This is a genomic window from Rodentibacter sp. JRC1, from assembly GCF_020521555.1.
Lineage (GTDB): Bacteria > Pseudomonadota > Gammaproteobacteria > Enterobacterales > Pasteurellaceae > Rodentibacter > Rodentibacter abscessus.
This window is the reverse complement of sequence record NZ_BPWA01000001.1, coordinates 1,900,002-1,924,458: the sequence shown is the minus strand read 5'-3', so window position 1 is coordinate 1,924,458 and position 24,457 is coordinate 1,900,002. Positions and strand designations below refer to the sequence as shown.

Annotated in this window: 20 protein-coding genes; 3 read left to right on the top strand and 17 right to left on the bottom strand. The window is 41.3% G+C overall.

What is annotated here, in order from left to right; all coding sequences use genetic code 11:
- Positions 1-45: 45 nt before the first annotated feature.
- From HEMROJRC1_RS08755 to ccmA, 6 genes are all read right to left on the bottom strand, one after another.
- Entirely contained in the window at positions 46-1,992 is a 1,947-nt protein-coding gene (locus HEMROJRC1_RS08755) for a heme lyase CcmF/NrfE family subunit (protein ID WP_226692547.1), read from the bottom strand.
- A complete protein-coding gene (gene ccmE / locus HEMROJRC1_RS08750) occupies positions 1,989-2,513 on the bottom strand; it encodes a cytochrome c maturation protein CcmE (RefSeq protein ID WP_226692546.1) in 525 nt (174 codons plus the stop codon). Before ccmE ends, HEMROJRC1_RS08755 begins: the two co-directional genes overlap by 4 nt.
- Positions 2,510-2,713 (bottom strand): heme exporter protein CcmD, encoded by a 204-nt coding sequence (gene ccmD / locus HEMROJRC1_RS08745; RefSeq protein WP_226692969.1) that lies wholly within the window; start codon positions 2,711-2,713, stop codon positions 2,510-2,512. Before ccmD ends, ccmE begins: the two co-directional genes overlap by 4 nt.
- 75 nt (positions 2,714-2,788) lie before the next feature.
- Positions 2,789-3,529 carry a heme ABC transporter permease gene (locus HEMROJRC1_RS08740; protein WP_226692545.1) on the bottom strand — a complete coding sequence of 247 codons (741 nt, stop codon included), beginning with the start codon at positions 3,527-3,529 and terminating at the stop codon, positions 2,789-2,791.
- Positions 3,530-3,586: 57 nt separating this feature from the next.
- Complete coding sequence (gene ccmB / locus HEMROJRC1_RS08735) at positions 3,587-4,252, bottom strand: heme exporter protein CcmB (protein ID WP_226692544.1); 666 nt, start codon at positions 4,250-4,252, stop codon at positions 3,587-3,589.
- 13 nt (positions 4,253-4,265) lie between these two features.
- On the bottom strand, positions 4,266-4,904 hold the full coding sequence (gene ccmA / locus HEMROJRC1_RS08730; RefSeq protein WP_226692543.1) for a cytochrome c biogenesis heme-transporting ATPase CcmA: 639 nt from the start codon (positions 4,902-4,904) through the stop codon (positions 4,266-4,268).
- A 284-nt stretch (positions 4,905-5,188) separates the two neighbouring features.
- Between ccmA and sodA the strand changes: the two genes are divergently transcribed.
- Both sodA and HEMROJRC1_RS08720 read left to right on the top strand, forming a co-directional pair.
- Positions 5,189-5,836: a superoxide dismutase [Mn] gene (sodA, locus tag HEMROJRC1_RS08725; protein WP_226692542.1), complete on the top strand. Its 648-nt coding sequence runs from the start codon at positions 5,189-5,191 to the stop codon at positions 5,834-5,836.
- Between the two features lie 86 nt (positions 5,837-5,922).
- Positions 5,923-7,256 (top strand): IS3 family transposase gene (locus HEMROJRC1_RS08720; protein ID WP_226692541.1). Its coding sequence is split into 2 segments (ribosomal slippage): positions 5,923-6,427 and positions 6,427-7,256, totalling 1,335 coding nucleotides; the frame shifts between segments, so codons are not numbered across the junction.
- A 231-nt stretch (positions 7,257-7,487) separates the two neighbouring features.
- Here HEMROJRC1_RS08720 and HEMROJRC1_RS08715 read toward each other — a convergent pair.
- The 11 genes from HEMROJRC1_RS08715 to HEMROJRC1_RS08665 all read right to left on the bottom strand — a co-directional run bounded on the left by HEMROJRC1_RS08715 (position 7,488) and on the right by HEMROJRC1_RS08665 (position 23,310).
- Complete coding sequence (locus HEMROJRC1_RS08715) at positions 7,488-14,573, bottom strand: hypothetical protein (RefSeq protein ID WP_226692540.1); 7,086 nt, start codon at positions 14,571-14,573, stop codon at positions 7,488-7,490.
- Positions 14,574-14,591: 18 nt separating this feature from the next.
- Positions 14,592-15,467 carry an OmpA family protein gene (locus HEMROJRC1_RS08710; RefSeq protein WP_226692539.1) on the bottom strand — a complete coding sequence of 292 codons (876 nt, stop codon included), beginning with the start codon at positions 15,465-15,467 and terminating at the stop codon, positions 14,592-14,594.
- Between the two features lie 105 nt (positions 15,468-15,572).
- Positions 15,573-15,929 (bottom strand): hypothetical protein, encoded by a 357-nt coding sequence (locus HEMROJRC1_RS08705; RefSeq protein ID WP_226692538.1) that lies wholly within the window; start codon positions 15,927-15,929, stop codon positions 15,573-15,575.
- Positions 15,930-16,053: 124 nt separating this feature from the next.
- Entirely contained in the window at positions 16,054-16,596 is a 543-nt protein-coding gene (locus HEMROJRC1_RS08700; protein ID WP_226692537.1) for a C40 family peptidase, read from the bottom strand.
- A gap of 332 nt (positions 16,597-16,928) precedes the next feature.
- Positions 16,929-17,363: an isoprenylcysteine carboxylmethyltransferase family protein gene (locus HEMROJRC1_RS08695; protein WP_308443650.1), complete on the bottom strand. Its 435-nt coding sequence runs from the start codon at positions 17,361-17,363 to the stop codon at positions 16,929-16,931.
- A 39-nt stretch (positions 17,364-17,402) separates the two neighbouring features.
- The gene (locus HEMROJRC1_RS08690; RefSeq protein ID WP_226692535.1) at positions 17,403-18,017 is read right to left on the bottom strand and encodes a YfgM family protein; all 615 of its coding nucleotides are present in this window, start codon (positions 18,015-18,017) and stop codon (positions 17,403-17,405) included.
- A gap of 18 nt (positions 18,018-18,035) precedes the next feature.
- Positions 18,036-19,307: a histidine--tRNA ligase gene (gene hisS, locus HEMROJRC1_RS08685; RefSeq protein WP_226692534.1), complete on the bottom strand. Its 1,272-nt coding sequence runs from the start codon at positions 19,305-19,307 to the stop codon at positions 18,036-18,038.
- Between the two features lie 9 nt (positions 19,308-19,316).
- On the bottom strand, positions 19,317-20,423 hold the full coding sequence (ispG, locus tag HEMROJRC1_RS08680) for a flavodoxin-dependent (E)-4-hydroxy-3-methylbut-2-enyl-diphosphate synthase (RefSeq protein ID WP_226692533.1): 1,107 nt from the start codon (positions 20,421-20,423) through the stop codon (positions 19,317-19,319).
- A gap of 11 nt (positions 20,424-20,434) precedes the next feature.
- Positions 20,435-21,439 (bottom strand): RodZ domain-containing protein, encoded by a 1,005-nt coding sequence (locus HEMROJRC1_RS08675; protein ID WP_374707294.1) that lies wholly within the window; start codon positions 21,437-21,439, stop codon positions 20,435-20,437.
- Between the two features lie 68 nt (positions 21,440-21,507).
- Positions 21,508-22,053, bottom strand: coding sequence for a type IV pilus biogenesis/stability protein PilW (gene pilW, locus HEMROJRC1_RS08670; RefSeq protein ID WP_226692532.1), 546 nt, complete (start codon positions 22,051-22,053; stop codon positions 21,508-21,510).
- A gap of 117 nt (positions 22,054-22,170) precedes the next feature.
- Complete coding sequence (locus HEMROJRC1_RS08665) at positions 22,171-23,310, bottom strand: bifunctional tRNA (adenosine(37)-C2)-methyltransferase TrmG/ribosomal RNA large subunit methyltransferase RlmN (protein ID WP_226692531.1); 1,140 nt, start codon at positions 23,308-23,310, stop codon at positions 22,171-22,173.
- A gap of 234 nt (positions 23,311-23,544) precedes the next feature.
- On the opposite strand from HEMROJRC1_RS08665, the gene HEMROJRC1_RS08660 reads away from it, so the two are divergent.
- On the top strand, positions 23,545-24,420 hold the full coding sequence (locus tag HEMROJRC1_RS08660) for a D-alanyl-D-alanine carboxypeptidase family protein (RefSeq protein WP_226692530.1): 876 nt from the start codon (positions 23,545-23,547) through the stop codon (positions 24,418-24,420).
- The last annotated feature ends 37 nt before the right edge of the window (positions 24,421-24,457 follow it).

The window sequence follows — 24,457 nt, the reverse complement described above, 5'->3', positions numbered from 1 at the left end:
TAAATCTAAAATATGATGATTAAAACCTTATTTCATTCACCGGTATTATTTTTTCAATAATGAATTAAAGCGATAACGTCGGTCAAACATACATAATAATCCACCTAATGCCATAAATAACCCGCCAATCCAAATCCAGCGAATAAAAGGTTTATAGTACAAACGCAATGCCCAAGAATCATCATCAAGTTTTTCCCCAAGCGCCACATAAAGATCACGCGTGAAACCGCCGTCAATTGCCGCCTCCGTCATAGACATACGACTTACCGTGTAAAAACGTTTCTCTGCAAATAAAACCGCTTCAGGTTTATCATTTTCGGTAATATCAATTTGCGCCTTACCGCCGATATAGTTTGGACCATTAACATCACTTACACCGGTAAACTTGAACTCATAATGACCGATTTGCGCACTGTCGCCTACTTTCATACGTACATCCCGTTCTACGCTAAAGTTTTGGCTAAAGGCAATGCCCCATATCGTCATTGCTACGCCTAAATGCGCAAACAACATACCCCAATGAGAGCGGGATAGTTTACGCACTCCGGTGAAAAATGATTCACGATAGGTTGCCCGTTGTTGTAATTCATACAATGCCAATAAAACGATAATAACCGTCATCATTGAACCAAGCACCGCACTTACGGTGATTTTATCTTGCAAGAAATAAGGCAAGGCAAAACCTGCAACCGACATAACAATCAGACTTATTATTACCGGCATACGGATTGCGGAGAATTGATCACGTCGCCATTTCACTAGTGGTCCGATACCGAGTAGCAATGCAAATGGCGTCATAATAATCAAAAACATTTGATCAAAGAACGGGGCACCGATTGAGATCGTTCCTAAACCTAACTGTTTATGCACAAGCGGCAATAATGTGCCCAAAAATACGATGCAAAGTGCGGTCATTAATAAGATATTATTCAGTAACAACATACTTTCGCGAGAATAGCGTTCCGCATTATCGCGCGAACGAATTTGACTACCTTTGTAGGCATACAACGCAAGAGATCCCCCGATGACAACTATTAAATAAGCCAGAATATATAGACCGCGTGTAGGATCGGAAGCAAAAGCGTGTACCGAAACCAAAATTCCTGAACGAACCAAAAACGTACCGAGCAAGCAAAGGGAAAAAGCTAAAATCGCAAGCAATACGGTCCAAGCTTTAAAAGAAGCCCGTTTTTCCGTTACTGAAAGCGAGTGAATCAATGCCGTGCCGGCCAGCCAAGGCATAAAAGAGGAGTTTTCTACCGGATCCCAAAACCACCAGCCTCCCCAACCGAGTTCGTAATATGCCCACCAAGATCCAAGCACAATCCCTAGTGTTAAAAATACCCAGGCGGCAAGTGTCCAAGGGCGGGACCAACGCGCCCAAGCGGAATCCAATTTGCCGGTTATTAAGGAGGCAATCGCAAAAGCAAAGGCGACGGAAAAACCCACATAGCCCATATAAAGTAAAGGAGGGTGGAAAATTAAGCCGACATCCTGCAACATCGGATTAAGTTCCTTACCGTCCACAGGGAAATTAGGAAAAGTGCGGGTAAATGGGTTTGAAGTAAACAGCACGAATAAGACAAAACCCACGCTGATAATGCCCATAATACCCAGTACACGGGCTACAGCTTCTTGCGGCAAATGTTTACTGAATAATGCTACTGCAGCAGACCATAAGGTGAGCAACCAAATCCAAAGTAATAAAGAGCCTTCGTGTGATCCCCAAACCGCAGACAGACGATAATAGATCGGCAACGTACTGTTAGAATTATTCACCACATATTGCACACTGAAATCATTTACGGCAAACAAATAAAATAATGCGATAAAGGCAATAGTGAGCGTAACAAATAAGCCGTAAGTCATCGGGCGCGCCAACGCCATCAACTGCGCATGACCTTTTTCCGCCCCCCACAGAGGAAAAATAGCCAGCATTAAAGAAACGGCTAAACTCAGTGCGAGCGCATAATTTCCTAATTCAGCAATCATTTCCCGCCTTCTTGTTTTTCTTGACGATCACGGTTGCTTTCGCCTTTTAAATCCGAAGCGTCAACACCCATAGGTTTATGTACTTTTTGCATTTTTTCATCCAACTCAGGCGGCACATAATTTTCATCATGCTTTGCTAATACTTCCGTTGCCGTTAATACTGTCGGCTCTGTCAGCACACCCTGTGCTACAATACCTTGTCCTTCACGGAAAAGATCCGGCAAAATACCTTCATATTCCACGCTAATCGCAGGTCCGATATCATTCAAATCGAACCGCACTTTTAGACTTTTCGGATCACGAACGACCGATCCCTCCACAACCATACCGCCCACTCGGATACGTTGCCCTACTTCCGGTTTTTTATTCGGATCGTTATCTTTGCCTTCAATCACTTCTGACGGTGTATAGAACAAGTCAATGTTTTGACGTAAAGCATACAACATCAAACCGCTTGCAATAGCAATGCCAAGCACAACGAAAACAACTAATTTAAGTCTTGATTTACGTCTCGGATTCATAGGGTGTTCTCCTTATCGGCTTGTTGTAAACGGGCTTCGCGTTGCACTTCACGCAGGACGTTTTGCAACACCTGCTTGCGTTGTTTCACGCTTTGTACAATCAGTACAACAATAGATACAAAGCTAATCGCATAAGACAGCCAGACATAAAACCCATAGCCACCCATATTGAAAAAATCACTCCAAGTTTGGAAAAACATCATTGCTTCCTCATTTCCCTCTAAAAAATACCAATCCGCTTAAGGGATAATACATCTCCCATAATCAAATTCGGACTACTTCAATTCTTTCGCCAATTCTTTTACCCACGGCCGCTTCGCATCTTCTTTTAATAATTCCACACGATAACGCACCAAAGTAAGCCAAATATAGAGCGTTAAAAAACCGAAAATACATAAAATTAACGGTATCAGCATTGGTGTGGCGATAGACGGTTTTTCTAATTTTGTAATACTTGCCCCTTGATGAAGAGTGTTCCACCATTCCACTGAAAAGTGAATAATCGGCAAAATAACCACAGTGGTAATACATAAAATCCCTGCCGCTTTTGCGCCGGTCGTTCTGTCAGAAAAGGCGGAATAAAGCGCAAGAATACCGAGATATAAGAAGAATAGAATCAATTCCGCGGTTAAACGGGCATCCCACACCCACCAAGTTCCCCACATAGGTTTGCCCCAAATAGCACCGGTAACAAGGGCTAAAAAAGTAAATAATGCACCAACGGGAGCCATCGCAATCATTGCCAAGTGAGCCTGTTTAATTTGCCATACCAACGCCACCACAGCCGCTATCGCCATAGAACCATATACCCCCATCGACCAAATCGCCGACGGCACGTGTACATACATAATTCGGAAACTATTTCCCTGTTGATAATCCGCAGGCGCAAAAGCCAAGCCCCATATAACCCCAATCCCAAGTAACAACAAACTAAGAAACGCAAATAACGGGCTCAATTTTCCACAAATGCGATATTGAGTCTCCGGTTTCGCATAAGGATGTAACCACTTCCACATAAAAAGATCCTTAAAAAATCAAAAGAAAAATAACCGCACTTTCGTGCCATTTGCTTATCAATTATCTAAACTAATACGCAATGCCGCCGCCACCGCAAAAGGCGAAAGCGTTATCGCACCAACCATCATCGCTCCTAAAATAGCAAGTTGTCCATTGTAGGGAACATTCAAACTTGCCGCTTCCAACACGGAGGAGGCAAAAATCAACACGGGAATAAATAAAGGCACGACAAGCAAACTTAACAGTACACCGCCTTTACGCAAGCCTACAGTTAGAGCGACACCAATAGCACCGATACAACTTAATATCGGCGTACCCAATAATAAAGTCATCACCAATGCCCACCAAATATTCACCTCAAGGGAAAGCAGTAATGCAGCGATAGGGGAAAGTAAAATCAGCGGCAAACCGGTTAAAAGCCAATGTGCCGTTACTTTTGCCAATGCCGTTAATGCAAGAGATTGCGGGATTAGCATTAATTGCTCAAGCGAACCGTCAATAAAATCATCGCGGAAAAGACGTTCAAAAGAAAGCAAAGCTGAAAGTAACGCTGCCACCCAAGCTATCCCCGGTGCAATACGGGAAAGTAATTTAGGATCAGGCCCAATAACCAAAGGAAACAGCGTAATTACAATTAAAAAGAACCATAGCGGATTTAAAATTTCAGCCCGCTTGCGCATTGCAATTTGTAATTCCCGTTTAATAATTTCAAGGAAAATCATCAACTATTCCTTTCTATATGATTTTATAATGGGCTAAATTAAGTTTCTTTAACGCCGAACTCGGTATATCTTGATGACTGGTCAGTAACACGATACCGCCTTGTTCAACGTGCTTTTCAAAAAGTGCGGTCAAAATACCGATCCCTTTTTTATCAATCGCAGTAAAAGGTTCATCCAAAATCCACAAAGGGGCTTGAGAAAGCCATAAACGCGCTAAAGCAATACGCCTTTGTTGACCGGCTGAAAGTTGCGCTGCGGGTAAATCCTCACGCCCTAATAACCCCACATTCTCTAATACCTTCCAAAGTACATCATTACCTTGCTCTGCTTGGCTAATACGTTGATAAAATTGCAAGTTTTCCCAAGCTGAAAGTTCCGGTTTCACACCGGCAAGATGCCCTAAATAAAGCAAATCTTGGTAATAAATTTCCCGTTGCTTAGAAATAAGCTCAAAATCCCACCGCACTTCACCTGCCGATTGTTCCGCTAGCCCTGCCAGAATACGCAATAAACTCGTTTTTCCAATACCGTTATGTCCTTCGATTTGCACAAAATCACCGCTGCTGAAATCACATGAAAGATCCTGAAAAAGCAAGTGCTCGCCACGTCGGCAAGAAAGATTTTTAACAGACAAGGTATGAAGCTTAAACATAGGGAAATCATCACGTTAAATTTGGCGATATTCTACCACAAGGGAAAAATTTGACGAGATTCAGACAGGCAAAACTGATAACTCTTTAGAAGTAGATTATAGGGTTTATTGATTTAGAACAAGCTTTCTAAAAATATTCAATATTAACAGAATAAAAAAACATTTAATGATCTAAATCAAATTTTCTGCTACTATTCACGCACTTTTGGCTAGATTTTGTCTGTTTAAAATCAAATTAGCCGAAATAGTCAAAACGAAAACTCACTTTATAGAAGGAACGAATTATGGCTTACTCTCTACCTGAATTAGGTTATGCTTACGATGCATTAGAACCGCATTTTGATGCGCAAACGATGGAAATTCACCACAGTAAACACCACCAAGCATACGTAAATAATGCAAACGCAGCATTGGAAGGTTTAGCACCTGAATTTTTGGAAATGTGTCCGGGTCAATTAGTCGCAAATCTTGATAGATTACCGGCTGAAAAACGTGTCGCATTACGCAATAATGCCGGTGGTCATGCAAACCACAGCTTATTTTGGAAATCCTTGAAAAAAGGCACAACCTTGCAGGGCGCATTAAAAGATGCAATCGTGCGTGATTTCGGTTCTGTTGAGGCCTTCCAAGCTGAATTTGAAAAAGCGGCGGCAACCCGCTTCGGTTCCGGCTGGGCTTGGTTAGTATTAAACAAAGAAGGAAAATTAGCGGTTGTTTCCACCGCCAATCAAGATAATCCGTTAATGGGTAAAGATGTCGCCGGCTGTGAAGGTTTCCCACTTCTCGGTTTAGACGTTTGGGAACACGCTTACTATTTAAAATTCCAAAACCGCCGTCCGGACTACATTAAAGAATTTTGGAATGTCGTAAACTGGGATTACGTTTCCGAACGTTTTGAAAAGAAAACGGCAGATTGTAACTGTGCAAAATAAATAATAAAAGATAAAAAGTGCGGTCGATTTTGATCTGCCCCCCAAAAGTTGGACAAAATAAACCAACTTAGTCAGGGGCAGATTTTATGACCAAATACAATCAAACATTCAAACAACAAGCCATCGATTTTTATCTTAAAAATCACTTAGATGTTTCACTTACAAAAAAACAATTTCAACTTTCCGACACCACCTTAAGACGTTGGATTACCCAATATCAACATTCAGGCAATGCAGGGCTTGCCCTATTGCCCGGCAAACGCATTTATTCCGCTGAATTTAAATATCAAGTCATCCTTGCCGTTCAAAAAGGGGATTTCTCTGCAAGGCAAGCGACAATCCATTTCGGCATAAGTAATTCAGGTCTTATCAGCCAATGGTTGAAAGCCTTTGAAAAAGACGGTATAAACGGTTTACACCCCAAACCGAAAGGAAGACCGACAATGTCCCCGAAAAAACCAAAATACGCCAAAATGCCACCGCCGCCGAAGACCGAAGAAGACCGCTTACGGTTAAGGATTTTGGAGCTTGAAGCGGAGGTGGCATTTCTAAAAAAGTTGGACGAAGTGATGCGGGAGGAAGAAGCCGAACGGCGGCGATTATCCAAAGATTGAGAGGGACGTTTCCGCTTAACATCTTGCTTTCATTGGCAAATTTGTCTCGTAGTGTGTTTTTCTATCATTTAAAGCCGAAGGCGGATAAAAATACCGCACTTAAAGCGGAAATCAGGCGGATTAAAGCAGAAAATCCGGCGTATGGTTATCGCCGAGTAAGTGCGTTATTGAAAGGCGTTAATCACAAACGGGTACAACACTTAATCCAACAAATGGGGCTACAGGTGAAGGGCAAAAAAGCGAGAAAGTACGCCGCCTATCGCGGTGAAATCGGAAACATCGCCCCAAACCGCTTACAACGGGATTTCACCACAACCCGACCAAACGAAAAATGGCTTACCGACATCACGGAAATCAAAGCCAAAGACGGCAGTAAATGTTACGTCTCACCGATTTTAGACTGCTTCAACTCGGAAATCATCAGCGTTGCTATCAGTCGAAGCCCGAATTGGCAACAAGTGAAAGTAATGTTGCAACAAGCGGTCGAAAAATTACCCAAAGAGGCGAAGCCGATACTGCATTCGGACCAAGGTTGGCAATATCAAATGTGTGCGTATCAACGCATCTTACAAGAAAACGGCATAGTGCAGAGTATGTCAAGAAAGGGAAACTGCCTAGATAATGCGATGATGGAGAGCTTTTTCGGGCGGATGAAAACGGAATGTATCTATGGTAAGCATTTTGACAATGCCGAGGAGGTTGCACAAGCGGTGAGGGAGTATATACGGTATTACAATGAGGAACGAATACAATTAAAATTAAACGGCTTGAGCCCGATACAATATCGAACTCAAACCATTTGTTAAATGGTCTAACTTTTTGGGGTCAGATCATTTTGACCGCATTTTTATATCCAACGTCTTACTTTTGACTTATATCGGCGATAATCTTCACTGAATTGCCATTCTAAATAGGCTTCTTCTTGAGAAATTTGAAATCGGTTCATTAAAAAACAAAGCAGCGATACCTGGTTTGAAAAAAATCCCCCAAGGAGAACCTTAGGGGATTTGGTTTATCACTAAACGTTAGTGAACAAATTAGATGATTTGGATACCTTGTTGGATATATACCGCCTCATCATTCACATCTCCGGCTGCTGTACGATAGGTATATTTATCATAAGTCACACCATCGTGCACCACATCAGATTCTGTTTTTTCCCAGAAATTCCAATTAGATTTAATAGCTCCACCACCATCTTTAAATTTAGTACCATTAATGTATTTACCGTTATCACCAAAGTCAACGGTATCATTTGTACCACCTTTAATATAGACAGCTTTCGTGGTGTCATTCTGCTGAGTGAAATAATCATTACTCACACCGATAGTTTGTGCCGTTGGTGCAGTTAAATCAATAACCTCAAAGTTCAACACATTCTGTAAGCTAACTTTGCCATCAGACTTAGTGAGAACTAGGGTATCGTTACCGTCACCACCATCAAGTCTTCCCCAAGCAGCACCGGTTTCAATACGATCACCCATGATAGCGATATCATCACCGGCACCAAGCTTAACTTCTTGTCGAGCTAATAAACCGCTAACAGAGAAAACATCATTACCATCGCCCATATCAATCGTACCGCTTGAAGGTGCTTTTGTACCAATAGATTTAGCTATAAATATATCATTTCCATTACCGAAGGTAATGTCGTTTTTATCGTATACGTAACCGACCTCCATATAGTTATCACCGTTACCAAAACTAATTGTTTTACCACCGGCGAAATCTTTATTTACATCTGCACGTAAGGCATCATTGCCATCACCATAACTAATATCTAAACCTGCGGCTTGTACAGTAGTTCCACCAAAGTTAATGATATTATTGCCTTCACCCATTCTAATATTATAGTTGCCAACAACAAACGTACCACTAAATGAGAGCTTGTCATTACCCTCCCCCATATCAAAGTAACCTTCAGAAGCTGTTCCCATCGATTGAGTTGTACCACGCACTTGGATATGGTCATCACCTTTACCCATTTCGATTTTCACCGTTCCACCGATATAGATTCCTCGACCAACAGAGCCATTACCGACTCCCATTTTACCGAAGTTATCTAAACCAACGATAAGCGTATCATTACCATCTGTGGATGCAAATGTTTCCGGATTATCTGCGACAAGAGAAGCTGATTGTCCTCCTGCGTTAGGTCCTAAGCCTGTAATGATCGGATCATCAAAATTATTGCCCGAAGGATTCAAACCTTTCTCTAATGTGTAATCGTTAAACAAGTTTCTAACAGCATTAATCTTGGTTTCTGAAACATTACCCGCTGCATCAATAACTTGGAGTGTAATACTGCCATTCACTTTACGATTCCAATTGGCTAAATCAAGGGTATAAGTACCATCGCCATTATCAACGACATCTTTCAACTCGGATTCTCCAGCACCTGTCTGGTATTTATATTTAATGGTTGCTCCAATTTCAGAAACACCATCAGCCTGAAGGATCATCTGGTTAGTATCTGAGTTCAACTCTTTAACATCCATTGCCTCAACAATCGTATCTAAGCGGTAAGTGAAATCTTTACTAGAAAGATCTGCACCGTTTTGATCTTCAACAAGCACTTTATAACGATATAGTGCATTTGTTGTTTCAGACTGTGGAGTTGTTGGTCTAAGGGTGTACTCAAGACCATTATTTGACAACTGAGTGGTCAAATCCTCCACGGAAGATTCAGCCCCATCTACAATGGCGTAGCGCAATACCTTAATGCTTTGACCTGCTTTAGGTGCTTTATCAAGTGTAAAGTGTAATTCTGCACTCGGATCATTCGTTAACCCCGTACCACGGCTAATTGCCTTCGTTGCATCCGTATCTGCCATACCATCAACACGACCTATGTATTTCGAAGTATCGGTATAGAAATTTTCTACATTAGGCGCATCATCAGTTAAATTATCTTGAAGATAAATATCCGTAACAACAGGGGCACTATCAGTAATATCCATATCTGAATAATCGTCTCCATTCACATTGACAGTCGCTTTTACTTCATAAGCCACATCAAATTTTGGATTATTATATGTAGTAGTCACTTCTGTTACTTCATCTTCACCACTACCGGTCACAATTGTTGTGATCGTAGTTGTTGGAACCTTAATTGACCAAGTTCCATCACCTGTAACTTTTGCCGTACCGGAAAAATAGGTTTCACCATTAGCCGTAATAGTAACCGAAACATCAGTATCTGTAGGAACGTTTTGCGATGTACCACTGATTACGAAACCTTTAGTTACAACGCTATTTTCATTACTAATTTCCGTTGTAGCAATATTACTAGGCAAGAACTGTGCATAACCATCCGTACCTTCCGCAGCTTGAGCTTGACCAGCGATATTATCAATATCAATAGAAGGATCTTTTGCCTCAATAGAAGTATCATTTACCGTTACTTCATTACCTTCAACACCGCCAACACTGAACTTGCCTTTTTCTTCGTCTTCAGTTGCAGCGTCTTCTTTCGCTTTGGTTGTGATCGTAAATTCTTTTACGCCAGCAGGAATAGTAAGCATTCCTGTTGCTTCATCATAAGTTACGCCATCACTGAAAGTCGGTGCATCAAAGTCAGTTTTATCGAACTTACCGTCCTCATTATCTGTACCAATTACTAACGACAATGTACCACCATTGTTATTGGTGAGTTTCACTGTAGTTACAACATCTTGACCTTCATCTACGGTTGCCGGAGCACTTACTACGCCTTTACCATCAGTATTATCCACTGCAGGTGCTGCTGTATCCGCTTTAGTCGTGTCATTTGCTGTAGCGGTATTGTCTTTTTCGTCCGTACCTGTTGCAGTTACCTCTTGGTTGTCTTTAATTGCTTCAGGATCAATGGTGATTTTACCTGTCGCAGGATCAAGTGTTACACCTGTCGGTAAAGTCGCGCCGTCTTCCACTTTCCAAGTGTTACCATCTTTTACAACAGTCACTTTTTGTGGATTACCATCTTCATCATTGAATGGCACTTCTAACTTAGTATTATCCGCTCCCGGAGTAACCGTTAAGCCACCATTGTCTTCCGCTTTGACTGTTGGGGCATCTGCTGTAGTATCAGGTACAGTTGGATTTACCGAAATATCATTAACAGTAATTTCATTACCTTCAACACCACCTACCGTTAATTTCCCCGTCTCAGTCCCTTCAGTCTTCATATCTGCTTTTGCTGTAGTTGTGATCGTAAATTCTTTTACGCCAGCAGGAACTGTCATCATACCTGTTGCAGGATCAAAAGTTACACCATTACTGAATGTTGGAGAGTCAAAGTCCGCAGTGTTAAATTTACCGTTTTCCTCTGTTGCACCTGTTCCAATTACCAGTGGTAAGGTTCCACCATTATTGTTGGTCAGTTTCACCGTTGTTGTGACTGAACCTCCTTCATCAATACTTGCAGGACTACTTACCACTCCATCATTGCCAGAATTATCTACCGCAGGAGGAGTTGTATCTGCTTTGGTGGTACCATTACCTGTGGCTGTATTGTCTTTTTCGTCCGTACCTGTTGCAGTTACTTCTTGATTGTCTTTAATTGCTTCAGGATCAATGGTTATTTTACCTGTCGCAGGATCAAGTGTTACACCTGCCGGTAAAGTCGCGCCGTCTTCCACTTTCCAAGTGTTACCATCTTTTACAACAGTCACTTTTTGTGGATTACCATCTTCATCATTGAATGGCACTTCTAACTTAGTATTATCCGCTCCCGGAGTAACCGTTAAGCCACCATTGTCTTCCGCTTTGACTGTTGGGGCATCTGCTGTGGTATCAGGTACAGTTGGATCTGCCGAAGTATCATTAACAGTAATTAAATTACTTACTACCTCACCTACTTCCACTTTACCTGTTTCCGTACCTTCTGTTGTACCATCTGGTTTCGCTGTATGTTCAATTTTAAGTTCAGTCACTCCTGCCGGTACGTTATAATTACCGTGTTCATTTGGTGCTAACGTTTTTTCAGTATTATCTGTTGGATCAGTATATTTCACCACAGGTGTTTCAAAATCATCATCTGAAAGCTCATAAGATCCATTATCTAACATCTTGATTGGTAAATTATCTACACCATTGTTGTTATCTAGTTTAACTGTTGTAACAACTTTGTTGTTATTACCTGTTTCATCAATCGTATCTGGCGCACTTACTACTTCACCCACAATCGGCTTAGCATTTTTCGCATCAGTATCAGTAGTAACCGGTGTTCCGTCTTTATCCGTCTTACCACTTTCTTTACCTGTTGCTTCTACTTTTCCGCCGTCTTTCACAGCATCCGGAGCAATTAGCACACTACCTGTTACAGGATCAACTACAACACCAGGAATTTGTTTATCTGCAGTCCATTTTTGAGTAGTTGTATCTTTTGTCACCGTAATGATTTCTTCAGGATTACCTGTCGCTTCAGTTGGAAATTTTACAACAAGTTCATCATTACCATTTCCCGCTATTACTACAGCTCCTCCTTGATGATATTGATCTTTAGCTATCGTTGGGGCTTGGGCTTCCTCTGCTTGAGAAGTATCTTTTACAGTAACTTCGTTACCTTCAACTCCGCCAACGCTCACTTTTGCCCTTTCATCATTTTCAGTTTTATTATCCGCTTGTACCGGATAAACAACATCAAACTCGGTTACGCCTGCCGGAACATTAAGTGTTCCATCTGCATTTTTGGTGACGCCGTTGGTAAAGGTTGGTTCGCCAAAGTCAGCATTATCCGTTGGATTCGTTCCGGTGCCAGCAATGCCACCGAATGGCAATTTATCGTTACCATTATTGTTATCCAACTTCACTTTAACTGTTAGATTCTCACCCTCATTCACTTCTGTTGGGTAAGTAATACCATCCGGATTTCCATCTCCGTCTTTATCTTTCGCAATCGGTTTGGCATTCTTCACATCAGTACCAGCATTGACCTCATCAGCATTTGCAGTACTACCTGCGTTATTCTCCCCTTCAGCATTCACCGGTTCGCCGTCTTTCACTTTATCCGCCGGAATCACCACTTTACCGTCTTCAATCGTAGCACCCGTGCCATCATCGTTCGTAACCGTCCAAGTGCCGTCTTCGTCTTTCTCAGCAACCACTTTTTTGTCGTTACCGTCTTCGTCTTTAAACTTGACTTCCACTTTATTGTTGTCCGCACCCGGTTCAACCGTGACTTTGCCATCGTTATCAGGAGACGTAATCGTTGGTTTATCTGCTAAATCAAGCGAGTCTTGGCTTGTATTGCCCGCTTCATCTTCCGCTTTTGCTGTAATTTCAGCTCCCGGTTTGATATTAGCTTTCGGGATTTCAACATGACTTGGATCTGCATCATTCGGGTTAGGAATAACATTTGGATCACTTGATATCCATTTACCATCCGGATCCTTTGTAAAGGTTACTTCTTTATCAGGACCATTTGGCTGTGGAACATTTATCACCACTTTATCGGCATCTTCCGGTAAATCAACATTTACCGAACCATCAGTATTCTCGGTTACTGTCGGTTTAGATGGTGCTGTTGTATCAACCGTGACGGTTTTACTACCTTCTGCTGAAGACTGCCCTGCAGGATCGGTAACTTTAGCCGTTACGGTAATACCGCCGTCTTGAGAAACAGGTACATCAACTTTTGTGTAACCGTTGTCAATCATCTCTTTTGTAACTGGAATTGATGTCGGTTTACCGTTTACGTTGACCACTAATGTATCACCAATCTCTGTTTTATCCGGGATAGTGATATAAACAGGCGTTGTTTCTTTACCATCAATGTCATCGATTTCATCAGCATTGATTTTGTCATTTTTGTCTTTGTCTTCGCCAAAGACGATATTCGGTGCACCATCCGTATTACGAGGAACAGCTTGACCATCCGGTAAGGTCACTTGGTTGCCTGAATCATCATTCTCATCGACAACACCATCACCATTGCTATCACCCGGGATTTTGGTATCGCCTGCCGTTACCGTATCCGCATCCGCTTTGTTACCTTTTTCATCGGTACCCGTCGCTTCAACTTTCGAGTTATCTTTTACTTTATCAGCCGGAATAGTAAAGGTGCCATCCGGATTTACAACAACATTAGGATCAGTTGATGTCCAATTACCATCGCTATCTTTTTCAACTGTCGCGGTTTTCTCATTGCCGTCTTCATCAATGTATTTGATGTCAACTTTGGTATTGTCCGCTCCCGGTGTGACTTTTACCGAACCATCATCTTCTGCTTTTAATACAGGTTTATCTGCTTTTGTATCCTGCGGTTGTGGTTGTGGCTCCGGCTGCGGTTGTGGCTCCGGCTGCGGTTGTGGCTCCGGCTGCGGTTCGACAGGATTTGAACCGGCTGTTACTTCATCGCTTGCTTTATTTCCGGCATTGTCCGTCCCTTCAGCGGTGACTTTTGAACCATCTTTCACTTTATCTGCAGGAATAGTGAAAGTATCATCATTGACAATCACATTCGGATCATCCGATGTCCATTTACCATCGCTATCTTTTTTCACGATAGCGGTATGCTCCTTACCAGCTTCATCAGTATATTTAATCTCAACTGTGGTATTGTCCGCTCCCGGTGTGACTTTTACCGAACCGTCATTTTCCGCTTTTAATTTCGGGCTATCCGCTGTGGTGTCTTTATTTTCATTATTTTTGCTACCGCTTCCGCCACCATTGTTCGCCGCAATCGCAATGCCTGCTGCAAGGGGAACAAGCGCAAGTAACCACCATGGGTTAAATGCCCAAAATGCACCGGCTAAATCTTCACCGCCTAATGCTTGTGGTGCGGCAACTTCTTCCGCCAACATACTGACCGCTTCCGATTTTAAGCCCGATTCCGGTACGTAAGCGTAGATACCACCGTTTTCGTGTTGTCCGACAACTAGGTTCGTGGTCTCTTCGCTGTTTTCATCACCATAATAGTTTTTGATGATGACATCTTCGCTCATATCACCGTCTTCTAGGAAAATTTTCAGATCTTTTCCTTCACGTTTGGCTATGATATTTTGCGGTGCAAGACCGGTTTGATCGTTAATTAATTGGTAATTTGATTTATCTCTGGCTTCGATGATCAGTGCCTCACCCTGATTAATTTGATGGCTGGCAATCACTTTTTTCGCACTTAATACTTTTAATGTAGTTGACATAAGCTATTCTCTCTTCAATTATTTTTCACCGTAAACGGTAATCTCTACACGACGGTTAGGTAAATTACATTGATTTTTTGCCGCACCAGTTAACGCAGAACAATTCGTTACCACCGGTTCTTTTTTACCAAAGCCGATAGCTTTGACAGGTGCGCTAATACCGGCTTGTTGTAACTGTTGTTTCACGCTATTTGCACGTTTTTCAGATAGGGTTTGGTTGTAGCTGTCAGAACCTAAATTATCGGTGTGACCGCCAACCATAATGTGAGAAACCTTTAAGGTTTTTACTTGTTCTATAAAGTTTTCTAATTTTTCTCTGCCGGCCGGAAGAATATCGTTGTAACCGAATTTGTTGAAAGCAAATAAGGCGTTGCTATCTACTGCTATCGCTGCAATCACGACCGGTGGTTGGCAATTATTTGCCATTGGAACACGTGATAAAGTTTGGTTTTCTTTCGGTAAGTTTGCAATTTCTTGCTCGGCAACCGAAGGCTCTACTCGTTCTAAGTAAGGTTGTCCGTTAACACTTTGCGACACTTTTACGTAAGCGATGTCGCCCACCGGTAAGGTATAGCTTGCACCTTGGCTTCGATTTCCAAATTTTTGATTTGAACTAAAAGATGTACTAAATAAATGTTTATCCGCGCAAACAGCCACCGCACTATATGCTTTTGGAAGCAATGATGCTTGATAATCGCCATCAACATAGATATTGGTTGCCGCACCTTGAAAATCATCTTGACGATAAAAGACCGCTAAGGCTTGATTTTCCCCGAGTTGGGTTTCCAATTTCGTTTGACTAAAATTGCTCCATACTTCTAATGGTTGATTAGCATCACGGGCACAACCGCTTAGCGCTAATACAATACCGACTCCTAATAATGTTTTTTTCATACATAAACCTCTTTATTTTATGATTCAATCCGATACCGACTTCCCTTGTTATGTGAATAAAACCCGATAATAAGGAAAATTCGTATGTAAAAGATCTAATAAATATCAGTCACTTGAGTTTAATGAAAAACAAAAAAACCCAAGGTTAACGGTTTTTAATAAATAAAAACCGTTAACCTTGGGTTTTAGCTGATAAGAAGAAAGATTTACGCTATAACTGTGCTGTGCTGTGCTGTGCTGTGCTGTGCTGTGCTGTGCTGTGCTGTGCTGTGCTGTGCTGTGCTGTGCTGTGCTGTGCTGTGCTGTGCTGTGCTGTGCTGTGCTGTGCTGTGCTGTGCTGTGCTGTGCTGTGCTGTGCTGTGCTGTGCTGTGCTGTGCTGTGCTGTGCTGTGCTGTGCTGTGCTGTGCTGTGCTGTGCTGTGCTGTGCTGTGCTGTGCTGTGCTCATCAGTGTATGTTTCATGTTCCTAAAATAAAAGCTTTTTTTAATATAACCGATAAGTAAAAAATACTTTCTTTTTAATAAACCTGAAAATAAGCTTTTCAGCTTTTTCAGTATCAAAATTTTTATAAAAAATGACCGCACTTTACATAATGCGACGGGATTGAGTATAGGTCCTTGCCCAATAGTTTTCGTTTAAAGAGCTAATGGTTACCCCTTGGCTTGAGCTGGCGTGCATAAATCGGTTGTTACCAATATAAACCCCCACATGGTTATTACCACGGAAGAACACCAAATCACCTTTCTGTAATTCTTGTTTGCCGATTTTTCGTCCTAAATGCCGTTGTTCTGCTGTAGAACGCGGTAATTCAATACCATACGCCGACCAAAAGGCAGTTTGCATAAATGCCGAACAATCAATACCACGTTTATTGGTTCCGCCCATTCGATAACGCGTACCAACCCATTCATTGTAAACTCCGACAAGTGCCTTATCACCGATTAAACCGCTTTGAGGGCGATTTGTCCTGAGTTTATGATGGTGATTAGGCTCCACTCTTTCTAATTTGCTGCGGAATTCAACATCATCACTCTCTGAAATTCTGCCGTTTTGAGCATAATTCATATTACTTGAACAAGCAGTTGCGAGAGTTACCAATCCAACAATCATTAAAATTCGTTTTAACATATTGAAAATAAAAAAATACCAAAAAGAAAAAGCAGAGGATTAAGTCTTTTGAAGACTATCAAATATAAGAACAAATTGCTAATTAAAATTGAACTTTTATGAAAATTTGTGATAAACCTCTCAAAAAAGAAGGCAACACAGAATGCGTTGCCTTTTTAATCATTAAAACTTTATTATTTTTTCTTTGCTTTCGCATTCGGAAGAGCTGTCACCGAACCTTCAAAGCCATTAAACCCAAATAACCAGATATTTTCATATATCCTAATTTATTCGCCTTTACAATTAACAATTAATTACAAAATCTACAAGTGCGGTCGATTTTGACCGCATTTTTATATCCAACGTCTTACTTTTGACTTATATCGGCGATAATCTTCACCGAATTGCCGCTCTAAATAGGCTTCTTCTTGAGAAATTTGAAATCGGTTCATTAGAAAAACAAATGTGGCCACACCAGCCCAAGACAATAAATTTCCCAACCACAACGCCCAGCCGGATAGCATCAATAATAAACTCAAATACATAGGATTACGGCTAATCCGAAAAATGCCGGAAGTAACAAGAGTAGTCGTTTTGTCTAATTGTTGCGGATCAATATTTGCTTTGTATCGATAGAATTGCCAAACACTTGCGATGGCAATAGCTCCGGAGAGCAAAATAAAAATTGAAATGAGATATGGATTGCGGGGATATTGTCCGATTAACGGCAAAAAATACATAGCTGTGCCGATAAAAACACAAAGAATCGGGGGAAGAGGAAATAAGATACGCATATAAAAAGTCAACGCCCTTTCGGGCGTTCTTTATTAAAGGTTATTAAGTTTCATTTGAGCAGCTTGACGTTCTAACGCCCCCCCTGTTTGGAGTGCTTGCTCAAAACTGTTTTTAGCCCCGACACTATCACCTTTGGCTAATTGAATATCACCGGTCAATAACGCTTTACGGGCGGTAAAACTGAGTGTTTTAACTTGATTTAATGTAGATAATGCATTATCTAATTGACCTAATTGAAACTGTACTGCCCCTAAACGTAATGCGGTAAGCGAAGTTAATAGTTCATCCTGAGACTGAGTTAAAGCCTGCTGCAATGCGGCTTCAGCTTGTGCAAAATCTTGTTTGGCAACGGCATTTTTCGCTTCGTCAAGCAAAGCAAATACGGCATAGCTGGTCTTGCTGTTTACTTGAACAAATTCTGCTAATTTTGCCTGCTGTGCTGCTGGATCTTGGTCTGCCGCATAAATCAAAGCATCATATCCGGCAGAAGCCTCCGCTATTTGATTGGCTTGATGAGACTGCCAATAACGCCAGCCAAAATTGCCGGCAACGCCTAAAATAAGAGCAACAATGATCGTTTTACCGTTTTCTTTCCACCACTCTTTTAATTGGTTAATCTCTTGTTCTTCTTCAATAGAATATGCCATTTTATTTTCCTTTATAAACTAAAATTGAGACCGAATATAATCAATCACCAGTGTGTTCTCAAGTGTTTGCTGTTCCGTTCCACCATGCAAGTGTTTTACCACTACTTGGTTATTTTGAACTTCACTTTCACCGATCACCAAAGCTAATGCCGCACCTGATTTATCCGCACGTTTAAATTGTTTTTTGAAATTACCACCGGAACAATGCAACATTGTCCGTAAGTGCGGTAATTCCGAGCGTACTTTTTCGGCGAGTTGAAATGCTGCCAAAGTAGTACCTTCGCCTTGATAAACAACATAAATATCAACCGCACTTTTCACCGGAATATTGGTATTCACTTCTTGAACCAACAGCACCAAACGCTCTAATCCCATAGCAAAACCAACCCCCGGTGCGGAATGACCGCCAAGTTGATCAACTAAACCATCATAGCGTCCGCCACCACAGACTGTGCCTTGTGCGCCCAATGCTGAGGTTACCCACTCAAACACGGTTTTATTGTAGTAATCTAATCCCCGTACAAGTTTTGGATTAATTTCATATCGAATACCTACCGCATCCAGCAATGAACATAATTGAGCAAAATGCTCACGGCTTTCGTCATCTAAATAATCAAGTAATTTAGGTGCGCTATCCAATACTTTCTGCAATTCTTGGTTTTTGGTATCCAAAATACGTAGAGGATTTTTTACTAAACGCTCTTTTTCTTCCTCACTCATTAGATTTCGGTGATTTTCTAAGAACGCAACGAACGCCGAACGGTAGTTTGCTCGTGCTTCTAGCGAACCGATAGAGTTTAGTTGTAAAGAAACATGTTGCTCAATACCTAACGCTTTCCAAAGACGAGCGGTTAAAATGATCAATTCCGCATCAATTTCCGGATTTGCAATGCCAAAGACTTCTACACCGGCTTGATGAAATTGGCGATAACGCCCTTTTTGCGGTCGTTCGTGGCGGAACATCGGCCCCATATACCACAAACGTTGTTCATTATTATAAATCCAGCCATGCTCAATCGCTGCACGTACGCAGCCTGCCGTACCTTCCGGACGAAGAGTCAATTGTTCATCATTATCCCAAAAGGTGTACATTTCTTTTGAGACGACATCCGTCACTTCACCAATGGCACGAGCAAATAAAGGCGTACTTTCCACAATCGGCATACGCACTTCAGAATAGCCATAGCTGCCCAATACTTCACGTACTTGTTTTTCAACCCATTGCCATAATGGCGTTTCCGTTGGTGAGCAATCGTTCATACCACGAATTGCTTGAATTATTTTTGCCACTTGTTTTCCTTAAATAATACGATTCTTCGGATCCTGTAATGCCACTTTTGCACGGATCTTTGCTTCTAATTGATTAATGATATCCTCGTTATCAAAACGTTCTTTTTGGCGTTCACCATCTACATAGTAACCGCTTTTTTTGTTACCGCCGGTAACGCCCAGATCTGAAATCAAGGCTTCTCCCGGTCCATTTACGACACAGCCGATAATCGATACGTCCATTGGCGTAATAATGTCTTCAAGACGTTGCTCCAGCGCATTTACCGTACCGATTACATCAAATTCCTGACGGGAACAGGTCGGGCAAGCGATAAAATTGATACCACGAGAACGAATACGCAGGGATTTTAAAATATCAAAACCGACTTTAATTTCTTCCACCGGATCTGCAGCAAGCGAAACACGCAACGTATCTCCAATGCCCTCTGCAAGTAACATACCTAAGCCTATCGCAGATTTAACGGCACCTGCCCGTGCACCACCGGCCTCAGTAATACCTAAATGCAACGGCTGTTTAATTGCTTTTGCAAGCAGACGATAAGACTCAACCGCAAGGAATACATCAGAGGCTTTCACACTGACTTTAAATTGATCAAAGTTAAGGCGATCTAAAATTTCCACGTGACGCAGTGCCGATTCCAATAAGGCTTGTGGTGTCGGTTCACCATATTTTTCTTGAAGATCTTTCTCTAAAGAACCGGCATTCACACCGATACGAATCGGGATATTTTTATCACGTGCGCAATCCACCACGGCCCGAATACGATCCTCACGTCCAATATTTCCCGGGTTAATACGCAAACAATCGACACCATACTCTGCGACTTTAAGTGCAATACGATAGTCAAAATGAATATCCGCCACAAGCGGGACATTCACTTGTTGTTTAATAACTTTAAATGCCTCCGCCGCATCCATCGTGGGTACAGAAACACGTACAATATCCGCACCGACACGCTCTAAAGATTTAATTTGAGCAACAGTGGCTTCAACATCTGTTGTACGGGTATTAGTCATTGATTGCACGGCAATCGGTGCATCTCCACCAATCGGCACATTTCCTACATAAATTTTTGTCGATTCACGACGCTTAATAGTCGGTTGAAAAGCAGACATATCTTTCCTTATTAAGGTTGTGAAAGTTTAAATTTTGCAATTCGTCCATCGACTTTCAATGGATAATTTTCACCTTTATAAGTAATGCGAACATTACCGGGTGCGCCAACAATCAAGGAAAATTCATCCCCGCTAAATGTTAGCACTTCACCTTGCTTATATTCTTTTTGAGCAAGCACTTTACGATTTTTATCTTTAACACTTAACCAGCTAGTATTTTTTAATATTTCCACCACTAAATCACCCTGTGCCGTCGGTGGCGCTAAAGAAATACTTGGATTTTCAACCGCACTTTGAGTATCAGACACAACCTCTTCATTTGTGTTTGATTCTGTTTCAGTTTCTTTAAATGTCATCGACTTTGGCAATGGATTTTCCGTCTTTACAAACTGAGTTTGAGCCGAATCTTCCACCTTGATTTCAGTATTTGTTGAAACCTCTGTAGTAGGAATATTTACTGATGTCTCTACTGGTTGGGTTGGTTGTGATACTAAAATTTCAACGGATTGAGTTGATGAATTTTCAGATTTCGCCTTGCTTGCCTCGGTGTCAGATACATAATTTTGGACTAAAGTATCACGCTCTTCATTGGATTTCTGATAATTTTGCCACCACCATAGTCCCGTCATACTTAAAGCCACAAGAAGCACCAAAGCCGTTAAATAGCCTACCCAACGACCGTGTGAAGAATATTGATTCGCTGAACGTCTGGCACGAGCATTTTTTCCTAAATCGTTTTTTTCAGTTTCGCCAAAAGAAAGATCCGCCCACAAACTTTCCGGTAAACGTAAAAATTTTCCATAATTACGCACATAGCCTTTCATAAAGGTTGCCGGAACATTTTTTTGGATAAATTCATTATTTTCGATTTGCGCTAAAATAGCAGGACGTAAGGCAATTTGTTTGGAAACATCTTCAAGAGAGAGATTAAGCGACTCACGCGCTTGACGAAATTTTTCACCAAGAGTCATTTCTCGATCGCTTTGCACTTCAATGGGTTCAGCTGGCATATTCATAAGATATTAAGTTATGAGACATAATTAAGGGCTGAATTTTAAAGTCCAAAGCCCATTTTGGCAACGTTTTATTTGATTTGATTCAGTTTTTCCGCACGATATTCATCGATCTGCCGTAATTTATCGACAGCTTGTTGGTAAACATCCTTTTGATTGAATGCTCGTGCGCAAAGCGCCATATTTTCATAAGTATCGGCTTGGCGATAATAATGAGGTGAGGATAAGGCCCGGTCAAAGGCTTGGCGGGCTTGTTCAAATTCTCCCAGCCCACATAAAAAGGCACCGAAATTATTATAGGTTTCGCCTTGTTTATCATTAAGTTTTATTGCTTGAAGATAAGATTCCCGTGCGGAGGTTACATCGCCTTGTAGCTGATAAAAATGTGCAAAGGCAGAATGCACAAGGTAGTAATTTTTATCGTGCTCCAAGGCTTTATCTAAATTCTGTTTAGCTTGAGGAAAATTGTTGTGATGCAGATAGCCTAAAGCTAATTCCACACGGGCCTTTGCCGCTTGCCGTTTATTGAAATCAGCAGGGGAAGTTTGAGAAACGCAGGCTGAAAAAACAAGAGGAAAAATGACCACACTTAAGTATTGAATAAAGAAAGGTTTCATTTTTCCTCCGATAACAATGATTAATAGTGAATTAAATTTAAATGGATACAAAGCCGCAAGCAGAAGACAGTACAAATAGTACGGCGAGGCGTGGCAATGCAGTAGACATTTTTTAATTTAATTCGCTATAACTTGTGTAATCCCAATATTCTGCCCAAACTGACGCTTCATCGCAGTGCGTTTAGTACGATCAATAACATCTCCTGCAAGCTGACCGCAAGCCGCATCAATATCATCACCGCGGGTTTTACGAACAATCACGGTAAAACCATATTCCATCAATGTTTTTTGAAAGCGATCAATACGTGTATTGGAACTTTTCGCATAAGGCGCTTGTGGGAATGGATTCCATGGAATTAAGTTAATTTTACATGGGGTGTTTTTTAACACTTCCGCAAGCTGATGTGCATGTTCTACGCCGTCATTAATATGATCAAGCATCACATATTCAATCGTTACTTTTCCGTGATTCGCATTAGAGACGCTTAAATAGCGATTCACAGAATCAATTAGGCTTTTGATATTGTATTTTTTATTAATCGGCACAATTTCATCGCGTAACTGATCATTCGGGGCATGGAGCGAAATCGCCAATGCCACATCGATCATTTTACTCAAATTATCCAATGCCGGCACAACGCCTGATGTAGAAAGCGTTACACGACGTTTAGATAATCCGTATGCAAAATCATCCAACATAATTTCCATTGCCGGCACAACATTCGCCACGTTTAACAAGGGTTCACCCATTCCCATCATCACAACATTGGTAATAGGACGCACGCCGGTTACACCGAAATTACCAATAATTTTTGAAGCCCGCCACACTTGCCCGATAATCTCAGAAACGGTCAAATTACGATTAAAACCTTGTTGAGCGGTGGAACAGAAGGTACAGGCAAGCGCGCAACCCACCTGTGAAGAAACACACAGAGTCGCACGATCCGCCTCAGGAATATAGACGGTTTCAACCTGCTGCTCTCCCACTTGCATAGCCCATTTGATCGTGCCATCGGCAGAACGTTGTTCTACTGCAACTTCCGGTGCTTTAATTTCAGCCACCGCTTTTAATTTTTCACGTAACTTTTTGTTAATATTCGTCATATTGTCGAAATTATCTTCGCCAAAATGATAAATCCATTTTACCAATTGATCGGCTCGGAACGGTTTCTCGCCTAATTCCTGAAAAAATTCACGCATCTGCTGGCGTGTTAAATCCATTAAATTGATTTTTTTCGTTTCGATTTGTTCTAACATAAAGCCTCGTTGCTACACATTACGGCAATGGAAATTGTGGTATTTTCCACAACAAAAAAGCCTGATATAAAAATGAGCAGCGATTTTACAGATTTACCAATCGATAAGCTAGCAGATTTCCAAAACAAAGCGATTTTTGACCGCACTTTTTGGGAGTCGGATCGCAAAAATAAGCGATATTTCAAGGAAAAGTGCGGTAGAATTATGAGGTCTTTTTATTTATCGGTGTTAGCAATGTTAAAGAAATTCTTTCCTATTTTATTTTTTATCCCCGCCTTTGCAACGGCGCAATCTTATGTCGTTTATGATTTTACACGGAATAAAGTGTTGGAAAGTCACTCACCCAATAATGTTCAACCCATCGCTTCCGTAACCAAATTAATGACGGCGAATGTATTTCTGGAACATAACAAAAACCCTCGCTGTACCGCCTCGATTACCGATGATGACTATGATTACATTAAAGGCACGCAGACAAAATTACCTAAATATACGCCTATTTCTTGTAATGAATTATTAAAAGCAATGCTTGTTCATTCCGATAACTATGCCGCCCATGCGCTTTCCCGCTCGGCAGGAATGAGTCGTTTACAATTCATTCAAAAAATGAACGAAAAAGCCCGAGAATTGGGTATGCGTTCGACTCGTTTCACTGATAGTTCCGGACTCTCGGATAGCAATATTTCAAGCGTGATGGATTTAGTAAAACTTGCTAAATATTCTATGCATAAACCACAGATCAAAAACCTTTCTAATATGCCAAGTGCTTATATTCAAGCAGGGGCTCGCAATGTATTCGTGAGAAATACCAATAAACTGGTGCGCGAAGAAGTGTTTGATGCGGCGATTAATAAAACCGGCTATATTCGCGAATCGGGCTATAACTTAGTCTTTATCAATAAACACCCTTGCCGAAATTCAACCATCGGCGTGATAAGTTTGAATAATAGCTCTTCTCAATATCGTACGAATTTCACAAAAGGAAAATTAGAAAAGTACGGTTGTATCGCCGGCCGTAGCCTTCACAACTTCACCTCAGATGAAGCACAATATGAGGAAGGTTATGATGAGGAAGGTTTAACAAACCTAATTGAACAGCTTTCGAAATAGTTGAATTCCGATTTTTCCGCAGGTATTTTTACGTTCT